This is a genomic window from Pantanalinema rosaneae CENA516, from assembly GCF_050753385.1.
Lineage (GTDB): Bacteria > Cyanobacteriota > Cyanobacteriia > Leptolyngbyales > Leptolyngbyaceae > Pantanalinema > Pantanalinema rosaneae.
On sequence record NZ_JBLZFZ010000072.1, the window covers coordinates 1 to 14,430 of the forward strand.

The window sequence follows — 14,430 nt, forward strand, 5'->3', positions numbered from 1 at the left end:
AGATGTGTATAAGAGACAGGGGGAGTGGGGAGTGGGGAGCATGAATAAAGTCTTGCCAGCCTGAGATCTCTGACTTGCAGTGGGAATACTGAGGAAAGATTCGGAAACTCAAGTCTCAGCGCATGTGGCGAACGGTGAAAAACTTCTTTCAAAATCTCAGAAGTTACCCAGATCTCAGTCCTGACCTGCGGATGAGACGGCGTGTGAATCGGGCATTACGCGATCGTCCGACGCTGAGTGCTGATGAATGGTTTGTGCAGTTTTGGCAACCGTTAGACGTGTCTCGGCAGATCGCTGAGTTTGTCTATACCCAAATGGCAACCTACACGGGCTTGGACTTTACCCGCGTTCGTCCTGACGATCGCCTGAACGACGATCTCCATTTAGCATTAGTTTGCTGGTTTGATTGGGAATTGTCGCTGTATGAGGATTTTTTCACTCAGTTTGGCGTGGATTTAAGCGATCGCTTCGATCCGGAGCGTTACCTCACTATTAAAGAATTTGTGCTGTTCCTGAATCAGCAATTGCTCTCAATGACGCTGGAACCGGACTAGAATCTGCTTTTAACTCAGTGATTAGTAGGAGCAGATTACGTCCACTCCTACCAATTCGGTTCCTTACGCTAGAGCAGCAAAGGCTTGTTCAACGGCTTGTAGAGCTTGCTCAATTTCCGCCGCCGTTACAATTAGAGGGGGCACAAACCGCACCACTTTCGGTCCGGCAGGGACTAACAACACACCATTTTCGATCGCTACTCTAACGACATCCGCAGAGGTAAGGTCAATTTTGGACTTGAGTTCTAAGCCGTTGATTAATCCCCAGCCCCGCACATCGGCAATCTGGTCAGGGTATTTTTCGGCGATCGCTCGCAGTCCGGCACGAAGTTGTTCACCCCGTTGCTGAACATTCTCTAACAGATGCTCTTGTTCTAAGGTATGGCAAACGGATAACGCCACACCACAGGCAAAGGGATTGCCACCAAAGGTACTGGCATGATCCCCTGGCTGGAAGACGTTACAGAAGGACTTACACAGCATCGCGCCGATCGGGATGCCCCCTCCCAAACCTTTAGCAGAGGTGAAAATATCGGGTTCAATCCCTAAATTCTCGTATCCCCAGAGTTTACCCGAGCGTCCCATGCCAACCTGGACTTCATCGCAGATCAGCAGAATGCCTTTTTCATCACAAATTTGGCGAATGCGTTGGAAGTAATCGCGATCGCCCGGACGAACCCCACCCTCACCCTGCAAGGCTTCTAGCAGAATTGCCGCCACTCGCCGTTCACTTTGATCTAACTCCGCAATGGCTTGTTCTAGCGCCGCAATATCGTTGTAGGGCACATAGTAAAACCCTGGAACTAAGGGGCTGAATCCTTTTTGGTACTTCGGCTGTCCGGTGGCGGTGATGGTTGCCAGGGTGCGACCATGAAAACTCGCGTGCGCCGTGATGATCACGGGATCGGCAATATTCAAGACTGTATGGGCATACTTCCGGGCTAGTTTGATAGCGCCTTCGTTGGCTTCCGCGCCAGAGTTACAGAAGAAGGCACGATCGGCACAGGAATGCTCAACTAGCCACTTGGCTAACTCCATCTGCTCCGGGATGTAGTACAGGTTAGAAACGTGATGCAAGGTTTGAATCTGCTGGGTCACCGCTTCTACCATTGCCGGATGGGCATGACCTAAGGTACAGGTGGCAATTCCCGCCACAAAATCCAAATATTCGCGTCCAGTGGCATCCCAGACTCGGCATCCCGCTCCCCGCTCTAAGGTAATCGCATAACGAGCGTAGGTCTTCATCACATAGGCATCGAATTCTTCTGGAGTAGGAACCGAAGCCTCGGCAACAGCGGACGACGTTGGAATTAATGTTTCTGGACTCACTGGATTTGATCCTTCACGCTTGGAACAAAAGGATGACTGGCTAAAGAATAGGCTAGAAGCAACTACCTAGTCTGCCACTATAACTGATTCATTCACGATTCGCAGGATTTCTGGCGATCGTCAACCTCTCCTGACATGTATTGGGGACAGCGATCGCTGACTGAATCCGCCCATAATAAAGACAGACTTCTGTAATGTTGGTGCTATGCAGACCTTAGAGAACCGTAGTAACTCCCTGGCAGACACCTTAAAAATTCGCCGTCAACGGTTGGCGGAACACGTGAGTTGTCCGGTAATTCTCTGGTCTGGATGCAGTCAGTCTCGAAACTTTCCGGCAAATGTTTATCCGTTTCGTGCCAGTAGTCATTTTTTGTATTTCGCGGGACTACCGTTGGCAAATGCGGTGATTCGTTTAAACGCAGGACGATTACAGTTGTTTATGGATGATCCCAGTCCAGACAGTACCCTCTGGCATGGGGAATCTCCCAGTCGAGCTACGATCGCGGCTGCAATGGGAGCCGATGAGGCGTTGCCATTAGCTGAATTAAGGCATTGGCTAGTTGGTTCGGGAACGATCGCGGTGCAAGATCCGACCAACTCTCTCTATCAAGCTCACCTACTGGAGCGGATGTTGGCTCCAGCCACCCGACCCCAGGGGTTAGACCTGGATGTTACCAATGCGATTATTCAATTGCGGCTGACCCATGATCAGGCGGCACTGGCGGAGATGCGGCAAGCGGCACAGGTGAGTATGCAGGCTCATCGGGCAGGGATGGCAGCGACTCATGATGCGACGCTTGAGGCGGAAGTCCGAGCGGCGATCGAAGCTGTATTCATGGCGAATCAAATGACCTGTGCTTACACCAGCATTGTCACCGTACATGGCGAAGTCTTGCATCACGATCGCTATGACCATGCCTTGCAAGCGGGAGATTTATTGTTAGTGGATGCAGGGGCGGAAACGGCGACGGGATGGGCGGCAGATATTACTCGTACCTGGCCAGTGTCCGGTAAATTCTCATCCACGCAACAAGCAATTTATGATGTCGTATTAGCTGCCCATGATGTTTGTATTGCCGCCATGCGTCCAGGGGTGGAATATCGCGACATTCACCTGTTAGGTGCGAGAACGATCGCAGCGGGATTAGTCGATCTAGGCATTCTGAACGGACAACCCGATGATTTAGTCGAGCAGGATGCCCATGCGTTGTTCTTTCCGCATGGCATTGGTCACTTGCTGGGGCTGGATGTGCATGATATGGAAGATTTAGGCGATCGGGCAGGCTATGCCGAGGGTAGAACTCGCAGCGATCGCTTTGGCCTAGGTTATTTGCGGCTCGATCGCCCGTTACAAGCCGGGATGGTGGTGACGATCGAACCGGGGTTTTACCAAGTGCCCGCGATCCTGAATGATCCAGAACGCCGAACCAGATATCAGCATGTTGTGAATTGGGATCGCCTGACGCAGTTCGCGGATGTGCGGGGGATTCGGATTGAGGATGATGTGCTAATCACTGCCACTGGCACAGAAGTTTTAACGGCGGCTCTCCCCACAAGTGCGACTGCGATCGAGGCGTTAGTGGGTGCTTAACACGTTACCAAAGTGCCCGAATTCGGGAGCGGCGATTATTGGGTCGATTCTCGATCTGGGCAATACAACGGTCGTAAACCCGTTCTCCATCAATGTCCATGGAGGCTTCCCGATCTTGGGCATATAGGGTGCTGCGACCATCGGAATATTGCACCCCTGACCCAGCCGCCACTTGCGGTAGGGTGAGAATGCGTGACTGCAACCGAACCCTTGCCATTTCCCGCAGGAATGTCACCCGAAAGGTGGTAGCGTTCCGGCAGCGATAGGTAATAGTTAGGGATTGAGCAGAGGCAGGCAGAGCCGCGATCGCCAGGAACAGGAATACGAAAAGAACTCTCATCGGAACTGGTTGCATAAATCAACACGTTGCTACAAGGGCAGCGAAAGGATTCAGGTTGAACCAGTCTCCATTATAGGCAAGCCATAAAAAATCCCCTGATTCTGAATCGGAGGAATTCCTAACACCAAAAAACCGATTTATTGGTCAGCCAAGCTCGGTTTAGTCAGGAAATCGCAGTCAGATTGGGGGGAAGAACTAGAGTGATTTAACTGTTTGCTAACTCTGATTCTAATGACCTGCTGTTGATCCGGCATCCGCCATTTTTTTGATCTGTTAGTAGTGTTTTTTTGACTAACCCAGTGAATTCGACTCTCAGGTTTACCGACATTTGCTGAACTAGACCACCTGATGCATGTGCCGATTTATACCAGGATTGGATTCTTGCAAGAATTGTGACGTATCTGCCTGGAGAAGGTTGATTGGCTATCCCCACGCCTCCAGAGCGGCAATGCAGGCATCAAAGCATCTATGTTCATGTCACAAACCGACTGTTTATTTGAATTTTTCTTTGAAAAATGACTCAATAATGTCACAAATGACTCCAAGCTGACAGAGCTTGCTCTCAACGGCATCTGCCACCTGGGATTAGCGCCACAAAGCTGGAAAAAGCTATCAACTCCTACCACTGTGTCCAATTAATTTCAAGATCAGAAACCATCTAACCCTGGTAGAGCATAGCTTTTAGAGGGGCTTTCCATGCAGTATACCAATTCCAGTCGGAGGTTGAATGATTTCCTCTGCAAAGAATTTTTAACGCTATGGCGATGATTTACAGGGAGTGGCGATCGCTCACCCTTGATGATCTAGATGATCTGGACGTTGGCACAGGACAGGCATTTGTTCACGGGAATACAGTGGTTTATTTGTCCATATCAAAAAAGTCAGAACGTCATCTAACTCACAGGTCGTCCTGGTATCTATGTCAGAATGAGAGTCACCCGGTATACGAGAGCCTGAAATTTGTGATTGAGGTAGAAGTCCACCAGCAACTCCGAGCCTTTTTACGGCAGCAGGGCGAATCCTACTGGCCCCATCATTTGACGATGGCGCGGTTGGTGGCTCGGGCTTTACGGCTAGGGCGTAGTGCATTGCTTCAAACAGGAGCATTTTCTGGCTATCACGAACGCTACCGCCTGAGCTATCTGGTGCCGGTATTGATGTGGCAAGAGGCAGTCATTTTAGTTGCTCCCGAATCTGTTCATCAACGCTTGCTCATGGTTGAAATTCCTCAACTGCAACAATGGATTCGTACCACTAAACCAATTCAAACCGGCGATCGCTTTCCCCATCCCCACTTTCAAGGGCTCTTACTGACAACTCCAGCCGCCTGGTTAAGCGATCGTCTATTAAATCAGGGGCGGTTTCCAGACGGGATTCCGACGGTTTTAGATGGTGTGGATGACCTGGAAGGCTGGACTCGCACTCATCTAACCACGCAAATTCAGCCGAGCGATTGGGATACGCTCATGTTGGCTTGTCCGGAGCAGGCTGACCTGATTCGCGATGTCAGAGTGCAACTGACGAAGACCCTATTCCAGCATCCTACTAATCCCTACGAGTGTTATCTGATCGATGAAATAGAACAGGCTGCCTTAACGACCTTATTTCAGACGATCGCGGTTCCGGCTCCGGCTCCTGATATGACTGGTTTACCGGCTACCTGGAACCAGTTTGGTCAGGCTTTTTTCACCGAGGGACAATTGTTATGGGCAGAACTCATCCGGCGGCAGGGTCAGTTTTCGCTCCATTGCAGCCCCGCCGATATTGCAACTAATCTCCAAGCAATCTGGTCGCGCCAACCCGTGGTGTTGATTGGAGGCGCACTGGATCTGGATGCCGATGCCTGTGCCTACCGCCAACGCTTAGGACTGGATATAGATCTGACCAGTCTGAAGTTTTCTCCCGATCGCCAGGAAGAACTGATTCATCTTTACCTGCCCGATCGGCTCCCCATGCCGAATACACCGCAGTTTCAGGCGGCTTTGCTTCAGGAAATGCATACCCTGTTACGCGTGAGTTCTGGCACTCCGGGATTGATCGTGCTGCTGGTGGGCGATACACCGTTGAAAGCTCAGGTAGGTTCGGTGCTGGCTTCTGAGTTCGGTTCCAGGGTACAGGTAGAGCGCACTTGTTTAGACGAGAATGGTGTGTTGGTAACGGGTTGGGAGTTTTGGCGGCAGCATCAACGCGTCTTGCCAGCCCCGCATTTACTGGCAATCGCCACCCTACCGATTCCCTCATTGGAGCATCCCCTGGTCGCGGGTCGAGTGGCTCATTACAAACGATTGCGACAGGATTGGTTTCGCCTCTACTTACTGCCAACGGCCTTAAGCGAATTGCAACGGGCGATCGCTCCGGTACGAGAACGGCAAGGGGTGGTGGCGTTATTGGATAGCCGAGTAGTACATCGCAGCTATGGGCAGCAAATTCTGTCTGCTCTCCATCCCTTAGCCCGCATTAGTTATCTCGATGCCAGCTTATTCTCTCAACCAGACTATTTTATTGTGGACTAGAGCTTTCCTGCAACGGTATGATCAGAGCGTAGGTAACGGTTGAATCCTGAGTTATGGGCGATTCAAAGCGACGAAAGGAAACTCTTGGAGAAAAATACGGTCAGGACGCGACAATTTTTCCCTGGCTACCTTTGACTAAAAGCCAAGCACAACAGTTTGTCCAATGGACGACACGCGGTGCCTGGATCGGGATTGGTTTACTGGTGGCTTGGTGGGTGACAGTACGCCTGATTGGGCCAGGCTTAGGTTGGTGGGAACTGAGTAATTAGTGAAAAGGGGACTCGCTTACCTGCCGTAGAACAGGTAGAAACTCTAACCGTCAACTGATCGGTTCGATCACAGCATGGGGCAGTACCAACAGGTTGCCCCTATATTTTTCCTCTATGATGGCACAACAAACTGGACGTATTAAGTTGTGGGTAAACTAGGCGGAAGTCGCAAAAAGTATTGAAAGGCACAGATGACCAAATCGATCAATTAGTGGATTTGAAGTTGTGTCATCCCAATGCAGGGAACCCAGCAGAGACAGTGGTTGTATCTCTGTAAGTTAGGTATTTTCCTCGAAGTTCTACTTAAAACAATTTTAGACAATAGAAGATCAAGAATTGTCATCGATCGCATAGAGTTTGGACTGATGAAATCACTCGCTGGATTGGCTCAATCTAGTCGGGTTTTGCTGGAAGTCCGCGATCGATGAACATTCTGTTGATTGAGCTACCCATAGATAGTGATTGACAGATCATGATGAACTTCTCGACTTTTGAAATTACTGACCAAATTTATGAGAATGTCAATACTATCGTTTATCGGGGTCAGGATCGACGGAACGGACAACCTGTTGTGATTAAGGTTTTAAAGTCCAACAATCCTACCAAGAAAGAAATTTCTAGATTAAGACACGAGTACGAAATCTCTAAGGATCTAACGATTAAGGGCGTAATTAAATCCTATGCGTTAGAACACTCTCCGGTTGGCGAAGTGTTGGTTTTAGAAGATTTCGGTGGAGAATCGCTGCGAGTCTTTCTCAAGTCTAACCAATTGCATATTCAAGATTTCTTGGCGATCGCCATTCAGCTTACCGAAGCGTTAGGCGAGTTGCACCAAAAAAACATTATTCATAAAGATATCAAACCACAAAATATTATTATCAACCCGCAAACCGGACAGGTTAAGATCACTGATTTTTCGATCGCGTCACGACTGTCGAAGGAAAATCAGACGGTTAGCAATCCCAATTTGTTAGAGGGAACGCTGGCTTACATGTCGCCTGAGCAAACCGGACGGATGAATCGCTCGATGGATTACCGGACTGATTTTTACTCGTTAGGTGTCACCTTTTACGAAATGCTGACGGGACAGCTACCGTTTACGGCAATAGACCCAATGGAGTTGGTTCACTGTCACATTGCCAAAGTGCCTTCTTCCCCCCAAGCGATTAACCCAGATGTGCCTGATGTAATTGCCGCGATCGTCCTCAAGCTGTTAGCTAAAACCTCGGAAGAGCGCTACCAGAGTGCGTATGGGATTAAGGCTGACCTGGAAGATTGTCTGAAGCAGCTACAGTCTCACGGTCAAATTACGCCATTTGCGATCGGGCAACGGGATATCGCGGCTAAGTTTCAAATTCCGCAAAAACTCTACGGTCGGGAACAGGAAGTGACGATATTGATGGCAGCCTGCGATCGCATCAGTGTGGGACGGACGGAAATGATGCTGGTGGCTGGCTATTCCGGGATTGGCAAGTCAGCCCTGGTGAATGAAGTGCATAAAGCGATCGTGCGGCAGCGCGGCTACTTCATTACCGGAAAATTCGATCAATTTAAGCGCAATATTCCCTATGCCTCATTAATCCAGGCATTTCAAGAGTTAGTCCGACAAATTCTGACGGAAAGTGAGACTCAGATTGCGGTTTGGCGCGAAAAGCTGAATCAGGCGCTGGCTCCAAATGGTCAGGTGATTATCGATGTTATTCCAGAAGTAGAACTGATTATTGGTGAGCAGGAAGCGGTTCCGCAACTGGGATCAGCGGAATGTCAAAATCGGTTCAATCTGGTTTTCCAACAATTCCTCAAAGTTTTTGCCCAACCAGAGCATCCTCTGGTGCTATTTCTCGACGATTTACAGTGGGCAGATTCAGCCTCGTTAAAATTGCTGCAACTCCTGATGGCCGCATCAGAACAGCAGTGCTTACTATTAATTGGAGCCTATCGGGATAACGAAGTTAACGCCACTCACCCATTCGTCGTCACGCTGGAGGAAATTCAGCAAACCGGGGCAGTGGTGAATACCATTACTCTCTCTCCTTTAAAGGTCAACCATATTAATCAGTTAGTCGCAGATACGCTGCATTGTGACCTGAGCCAATCTCAAGCTTTAGCTGAATTACTTCTGGAAAAAACTGGTGGTAATCCATTTTTTCTCACCCAAATGTTGCTGGCTCTGCATCAAGAAGAGTTGTTATCCTATGATGCTGATGCGGGTTGTTGGTGTTGGATACTGGAGCAAATTCAAACGATCGGGATCACAGATAATGTTGTGGAGCTAATGGTCAGTAAGCTGCAAAAATTATCTGCATCAACCCAAACGGTATTAAAATTTGCTGCCTGTATTGGTAGCACGTTCAGTTTGAATCTTTTGGCGATCGTCAACGAAAAGTCATTATCGACGACGGCGACGGAATTATGGGAAGCGTTACAGGCTGGCTTGGTTTTACCACTCGATCAAAGCTATAAATTAGCCTTTGTTGATACGTTAGATGCCCCACATCATGGTTCGGAGCCGGAATTGACGATTAGCTATTGTTTTCTCCACGATCGCGTCCAACAAGCGGCTTATCTATTAATCCCTGAAGCAGAAAAACAGAAAACTCATCTCCAGGTAGGACAACTGTTACTGCAATGTACGCACCCGACTGAACGGGAAGAAAAAATTTTTGATATTGTTAACCAATTAAATATTGGTGTAGAGTTAATTAGTTGCCCAGCTAAAAAAATTGAACTGGCGGAGCTAAATTTGCTGGCAGCGCGTAAAGCGAAAGCAGCAACTGCCTATGAACCGGCACTAAAGTATTTAATCACGGGGATAGAGTTGCTGGATCAGCATAGTTGGACAACTCACTATGAACTCACCTCGGCTCTGTTTATTGAAGCAGTAGAAGTTGAATATTTAAATACCCATTTTGAGCAGGCTGAACAGTTAGCAGAAATTGTGTTAGCGAATGCTCAAGATTTACTGCAAAAAGCCAAGGTTTACCAAACCAAGATTTACTTCCATATCGCCCAAAATCAGATGGTGGAAGCGATCGACACTTCATTACAAGTGCTGGAGATGTTGGGTGAACCCCTGATTCAGCAAACTCCCGAACAGGTCGATATTGAAGCCTTAATTAACCTGCCAGAAATGACCGATCCCTACAAACTGGCAGCCATGGAAGTGTTAATTACATTGTTGACTCCTTGCCTGAATGCCAAGCCTGAGCTACTTCCGGCGATGGCATTTACGTTAGCGAATTTGTCAATGCGATATGGCAATTCATCGTTTGCGGCAATGGGGTATGCCTTATATGGCTTGATTTTGTGTGGCGGGCTGAATCGGATTGAGGAGGGCTATCGGTTTGGTCAACTTAGCTTGAAATTGCAAGCTAAGTTCCATGCAAAAGAATTAGAAGCTAAGGTAATCAATATTTTCAATGTATTTATCCGGCATTGGAAAGAACCGGCTGAAAGTACGATCGAACCCTTATTAGCCGGAGTACAGGCTGGGTTGGAAACGGGTGATGTTGAGTATGCTTGTTATAACTCGACTTCCTATTGTAATTACCTATTTTTTGTCGGGGAATCCTTAGATGAAGCAAAGGAGAAACAGGCAAAGTATATTGAACTGTTATTAGGATTGAAGCAAGAATATCAAATCTATTTTGCTCAAATTATTCGCCAATTAGTCCTCAATTTATTAGATGAAGTAGACGATCGCTCTTGCCTGGTGGGAGAAAGTTTTAATGAACTGGCAATGGTTCCCGTCTTCATGGAAACAAAAATGGGGACGCTTCTATTTCTCACCTATCTCGCTAAAACTATTCTTTTTTATATTCTGAAGGATTACACCCAAGCCGCCAGCTATGCTCGTCAGGCAGAACCCTATCATGGCAACATGGTTGGATTTATGCAGTTTGTGGAGTACAACTTCTATTATTCGCTTTCACTGCTCGCGACCTATGAAACGGCAACTCCCGAGCAACAAGTTCAGACACTCGAAAAAGTGGCTGTTAATCAATCCCAACTCCAGGTTTGGGCAACCCATGCTCCTGCCAACTATCAGCATAAATATGATTTAGTGGCGGCGGAAAAAGCCAGAGTCTTAGGGGAAGATTTAGCGGCAATGGAGTTCTACGATCGCGCGATTCAATCTGCTAAGGAACAGCGATATATCCAGGAAGAAGCGATCGCCAATGAGTTAGCGGCTGAGTTTTATACCTCTCGACATAAGTCCAAAATTGCTCAACTTTATTTGAGTGATGCTTATCGCTGTTATCAACGCTGGGGAGCGCTGGCAAAGGTACGCGACCTGGAAGCCAGATATTCCTATCTATCTGCCCGTCCCGTTGCCGAAGCAGGCACGATCGGATTAAACAATACAAAAACTGCCTCGACCTATATTAGTGGCAGCATTGGCGCATTAGATTTAGTCACTATTGTCAAAGCTTCTCAAGCGATCGCGGGTGAAATTGTTCTCAGTAAGCTGCTTGCTAAACTGCTCAAGATTGTGATGGAAAATGCCGGAGCGCAGACTAGCCATCTAATTCTGGAACGTGAGGGACAATTAGTTCTGGAAGCCAGTGGCTCGATCGACCAGGATGAAATTAGTCTAGGTCAACCAGTGCCGATCAACTCTAGTCAACAATTGCCATTGTCTGTGATTAATTATGCGGTTAGAACCCAGGAAACCACGGTTTTAAATGATGCGGCTCAAGAAGGACGATTTACGCAAGATCCATACATCATTCAGCATCAAACTAAATCAATTCTATGTATACCCATTATCAATAAAGGGAAATTGATTGGGTTGTTGTATCTAGAAAATAACCTGACGGTTGGGGCATTTACGCCCGATCGCCAGGAGGTTTTACAATTATTGTCTGCCCAGGCTGCGATCTCATTAGAAAATGCCCTACTGTATAGCAGTTTAGAGGCGGTTACGGAAGATTTGAAACAGGCAAATGGTCAATTAGAGGACTATAGCCGCACTCTAGAACATAAAGTTGAAGAACGCACCTTAGAACTACAGGTAAAAAATCACCAGTTGGAATCAACATTACAGGAATTAAAGCAAACGCAAACGCAATTGATTCAAACGGAAAAAATGTCGAGTTTGGGGCAATTAGTGGCTGGAGTCGCCCATGAGATTAACAATCCAGTCAACTTTATTCATGGCAATCTGATTCATGCTAGTGACTACACTAGAGATTTGCTGAAAATTATTCAACTTTATCAACAGCAATCGCCAAATCCCTCGCCTGAACTGCAAGCGTTGGCAGAGGATGTGGATTTGGATTACCTGCTCGAAGACTTACCTAAGCTGTTGACTTCGATGCAGGTCGGCGCCGATCGCATTCGTCAGATTGTCTTATCGCTGCGGAACTTCTCGCGATTGGATGAGGCAGAAATGAAACCTGTTGATATTCATGAGGGCATCGAAAGTACGTTGTTGATCCTGCAACATCGGCTTCAGAAAAAAGGTGGCTTCACCGTTGAAATCGTCAAAGATTATAGCCAATTACCCTTGGTTGAATGTTATGCGGGACAACTCAATCAGGTGTTCATGAATATTTTGAGTAACGCGATCGATGCTTTAGAAGAATGTGGACGGCGGCAAGGAGCCTGTCAGATCCTCACGCCAGAGGAAGCCATGCAACGATCGAATTTAATTCAGATTCGCACAGAAGCGATCGATCGTCACTGGGTCAGAATTCGGATTGCGGATAATGGGGCAGGAATTCCTGAACCAGCGCTGAAAAAATTGTTTGATCCCTTCTTTACCACTAAACCTGTAGGGGCTGGGACGGGCTTAGGCTTGTCAATCAGCTATCAAATTGTGGTGGAAAAGCATGGAGGCCGGTTAGAGTGCGTATCTCAACCGGGGCAGGGAGCAGAGTTCATCATCGAAATCCCAGTTCAGCCGATTGGACAAGGCTCCGTCCCAACAACAGCCGTTGCAACTGCTTAAACCCACTGATGAATCCGGATTAACGGAAAAGTTGGGGATAGATTTGTCTCCAGGCTAAGACTGCGATCGCGCTAGTCATGAACAGCATCCAAAGCAGTTGCAACCACCACAGGGGTTGTAAGCCGATCGACCACCGGAGTAAATCGGTTAATGAGGATAGGGGGAGAATATCGGCGATCGTCTTAATGGAAGCGGGTAAGGCATCGCGGGGAAAATACGTGCCACAAAAGGTCATCATGGGGATAATCAACAAAAACATGGGAATGTTGACCTGATCCAGGGTTTTCACACTCCCTGCGGTCAATAACCCGATCGCAGCGAACAGGAGACTTCCTAAACAGATTAGGGGTAGGGATAATAATAAGTGCCAGCCGGAATATAACCCCCAGATTACTGCGACAACACCCGTCATCAATCCAACTAACGTGCCTCGGGTCGCTGCCCATAACCAATCGCCAATGAACACTTCGGTAAAGCTTAAGGGAGCCGTCAGCATTGCCTGCCAGATTTTTTCAAACCGTAACCGGATAAAGGTGCCATAGGAGGCTTCAAAGAACGATGGGTAGAGGGCACCAACCGCGATCATGCCCGGAGCCAGAAATTTTAAGTAACTAACGGATTGTCCAGCATAGGTGACATCACCAATTAGGGGGGTCAGTCCTACACCAAAGGCAATCAGATACACGATCGGTTCGAGGATGGGTGGTAAGAAGTTAACTATCCAGGTATTCTGAAACACTTTGAAGTGTCGTCGCCAGACGGCATAAACGCCCCACAAAGTTACAGTTGAGTGCAGTTTCATTGCAAAGACCTCCCGGTTAACCGGAGGAATACATCTTCTAAATTGGCGCGGCGGCGGGTCAGGCTAGTGGGTTGCACCTCAACCAGTTGTTGCCAGAGGGGTTCTGGTTCGATCAGAGGCAAGGTTAGTAGATAGCCACTGCTAAATGGGCGACACCAGACCCCAGCGACTGAGGCTAATTGCTGAAGCCAGGATTCTACCACTCCGGTAATTTCCACCACCTCTCGACCAACGATGCGTTCGATTAATTCATCAGGAGTGCCCTGATCGATCACCTGTCCTTGCTGGAGCAGTAACAGACGATCGCACAGGCGTTGCACTTCATCCATATAGTGAGTGGTTAGCAATACGCCACAACCATCTTGCTTGAGTTGACTGACTAATTTCCAGAAATCCTGGCGGGCATCGGGATCTAAGCCCGTGGTCGGTTCATCCAGAAACACGATGCGGGGATGATTGAGTAAAGCCCTTGCCAATACTACCCGTCGTTTTAAGCCACCGGATAACTCATCTGGAACATATTTGCTATGGGCTTCTAGCCCAACTTGTGCAATTAGTTCTCCGACTCGCAATCGGGCAGTTTTACCTGTCAGCCGATAGTAGTTGGCAAAGAACAGTAGGTTTTCAAACACCGTTAGCTCTGGATCGAGATTATCCTCTTGGGTGACAATTCCCATGTATCGCCGCGCTTGCCGACTTTGGGTGCGGATCTGCCAGCGATCGAGTTGCACAAAGCCTTGGGATGGCACGACGGCTCCATACAACATGCCGATCGTGGTGGTTTTACCGGCTCCATTCGGTCCCAATAACCCCAGAATCTCTCCAGATTTCAGAGTAAAGGAAACGCCTTGCACCACGGCATGATCGCCGTATGTCTTCCAGAGGTCGTGAGCAGCCAGAGACATTGATGCAGACGGCATTACCGAGTCAATCGGCGATCGTCGAGGGTGTGACAAAAATTGACGCATAACTAGATGCTGGCGGGATTACTGCTTAGAATGCCCATTCACCATGAGAAATAGAGATGGGGTTTAAATCTTATTAGAATTTTTTTTAATTCAATGGGATTTGCATCTGTC

The 14,430-nt window shown here is 48.0% G+C and carries 9 protein-coding genes; 5 read left to right on the forward strand and 4 right to left on the reverse strand.

Annotation, left to right across the window (positions count from 1 at the left end; all coding sequences use genetic code 11):
- The first annotated feature begins 191 nt into the window (after positions 1-191).
- Positions 192-554 (forward strand): hypothetical protein, encoded by a 363-nt coding sequence (locus ACN4EK_RS27830; protein WP_431661661.1) that lies wholly within the window; start codon positions 192-194, stop codon positions 552-554.
- A 63-nt stretch (positions 555-617) separates the two neighbouring features.
- Here the strand turns inward: ACN4EK_RS27830 and ACN4EK_RS27835 are convergent, their stop codons facing one another.
- Entirely contained in the window at positions 618-1,883 is a 1,266-nt protein-coding gene (locus ACN4EK_RS27835; protein ID WP_431661662.1) for an aspartate aminotransferase family protein, read from the reverse strand.
- A 205-nt stretch (positions 1,884-2,088) separates the two neighbouring features.
- Between ACN4EK_RS27835 and ACN4EK_RS27840 the strand changes: the two genes are divergently transcribed.
- Positions 2,089-3,474, forward strand: a complete 1,386-nt coding sequence (locus ACN4EK_RS27840; protein WP_431661663.1) for an aminopeptidase P family protein — start codon at positions 2,089-2,091, stop codon at positions 3,472-3,474.
- A 4-nt stretch (positions 3,475-3,478) separates the two neighbouring features.
- Here ACN4EK_RS27840 and ACN4EK_RS27845 read toward each other — a convergent pair whose 3' ends face one another.
- Entirely contained in the window at positions 3,479-3,814 is a 336-nt protein-coding gene (locus tag ACN4EK_RS27845) for an MliC family protein (RefSeq protein ID WP_431661664.1), read from the reverse strand.
- Positions 3,815-4,572: 758 nt separating this feature from the next.
- Here ACN4EK_RS27845 and ACN4EK_RS27850 point away from each other — a divergent pair.
- The 3 genes from ACN4EK_RS27850 (at position 4,573) to ACN4EK_RS27860 (ending at position 12,549) form a co-directional block, all read left to right on the forward strand.
- The gene (locus ACN4EK_RS27850; RefSeq protein WP_431661665.1) at positions 4,573-6,327 is read left to right on the forward strand and encodes an ATP-dependent DNA helicase; all 1,755 of its coding nucleotides are present in this window, start codon (positions 4,573-4,575) and stop codon (positions 6,325-6,327) included.
- A 53-nt stretch (positions 6,328-6,380) separates the two neighbouring features.
- Positions 6,381-6,596 (forward strand): DUF2839 domain-containing protein, encoded by a 216-nt coding sequence (locus ACN4EK_RS27855; protein ID WP_431661666.1) that lies wholly within the window; start codon positions 6,381-6,383, stop codon positions 6,594-6,596.
- 472 nt (positions 6,597-7,068) lie between these two features.
- Positions 7,069-12,549: a trifunctional serine/threonine-protein kinase/ATP-binding protein/sensor histidine kinase gene (locus ACN4EK_RS27860; protein WP_431661668.1), complete on the forward strand. Its 5,481-nt coding sequence runs from the start codon at positions 7,069-7,071 to the stop codon at positions 12,547-12,549.
- A gap of 19 nt (positions 12,550-12,568) precedes the next feature.
- Here the strand turns inward: ACN4EK_RS27860 and ACN4EK_RS27865 are convergent, their stop codons facing one another.
- Together ACN4EK_RS27865 and ACN4EK_RS27870 are read right to left on the reverse strand one after the other, a co-directional pair.
- Positions 12,569-13,351 (reverse strand): ABC transporter permease, encoded by a 783-nt coding sequence (locus ACN4EK_RS27865; RefSeq protein ID WP_431661669.1) that lies wholly within the window; start codon positions 13,349-13,351, stop codon positions 12,569-12,571.
- On the reverse strand, positions 13,348-14,319 hold the full coding sequence (locus ACN4EK_RS27870) for an ABC transporter ATP-binding protein (protein WP_431661671.1): 972 nt from the start codon (positions 14,317-14,319) through the stop codon (positions 13,348-13,350). The genes ACN4EK_RS27865 and ACN4EK_RS27870 overlap by 4 nt, the downstream gene beginning before the upstream one ends.
- Positions 14,320-14,430 lie beyond the last annotated feature (111 nt).